This window comes from Pseudomonas sp. HMWF021 (assembly GCF_003061005.1).
Lineage (GTDB): Bacteria > Pseudomonadota > Gammaproteobacteria > Pseudomonadales > Pseudomonadaceae > Aquipseudomonas.
The window spans coordinates 39,682-40,309 of record NZ_QAIK01000112.1 but is presented as its reverse complement, the minus strand read 5'-3'; the positions used below and the strand labels follow the sequence as shown (position 1 = coordinate 40,309).

The following is a 628-nucleotide window of genomic DNA, read 5'->3' as shown; positions in this document are numbered from 1 at the left end:
CTGCAAGACACCCTGGCCGTGGTCGAGCGCATTGCCAGCGGCGACCTGACCCAGAACGTCACCGTTACCCGCCGCGACGAACTCGGTGTGCTGCAACAAGGCATCGCGCGCATGGGCGTGACCCTGCGCGACCTGATCAGCGGCATCCGCGACGGCGTCACCCAGATCGCCAGCGCCGCCGAAGAACTTTCCGCCGTGACCGAGCAGACCAGCGCCGGTGTGAACAGCCAGAAGGTCGAGACCGATCAGGTCGCCACCGCCATGCACGAGATGACCGCCACGGTGCAGGAAGTCGCACGCAACGCCGAAGAAGCCTCGCAAGCCGCTGCCGCTGCTGATGGCGAAGCCCGTGAAGGCGACAAGGTGGTGAACGAAGCCATCGCGCAGATCGAGCGTCTGGCCAGCGAGGTGGTGCGTTCCACCGAAGCCATGAGCGTGCTGCAACAGGAAAGCGACAAGATCGGCAGCGTCATGGACGTGATCAAGGCCGTGGCCGAACAGACCAACTTGCTCGCGCTCAACGCCGCAATCGAAGCGGCCCGTGCCGGTGAAGCCGGTCGTGGGTTTGCCGTGGTCGCCGACGAAGTCCGTGGCCTGGCTCAGCGCACTCAGAAATCCACCGAAGAAA

At 65.0% G+C, this 628-nt stretch carries 1 protein-coding gene; it reads left to right on the top strand.

The features are described from left to right. On the top strand, positions 1-628 hold a 628-nt coding region (locus DBR18_RS29265; protein WP_256588720.1), incomplete at both ends, for a methyl-accepting chemotaxis protein.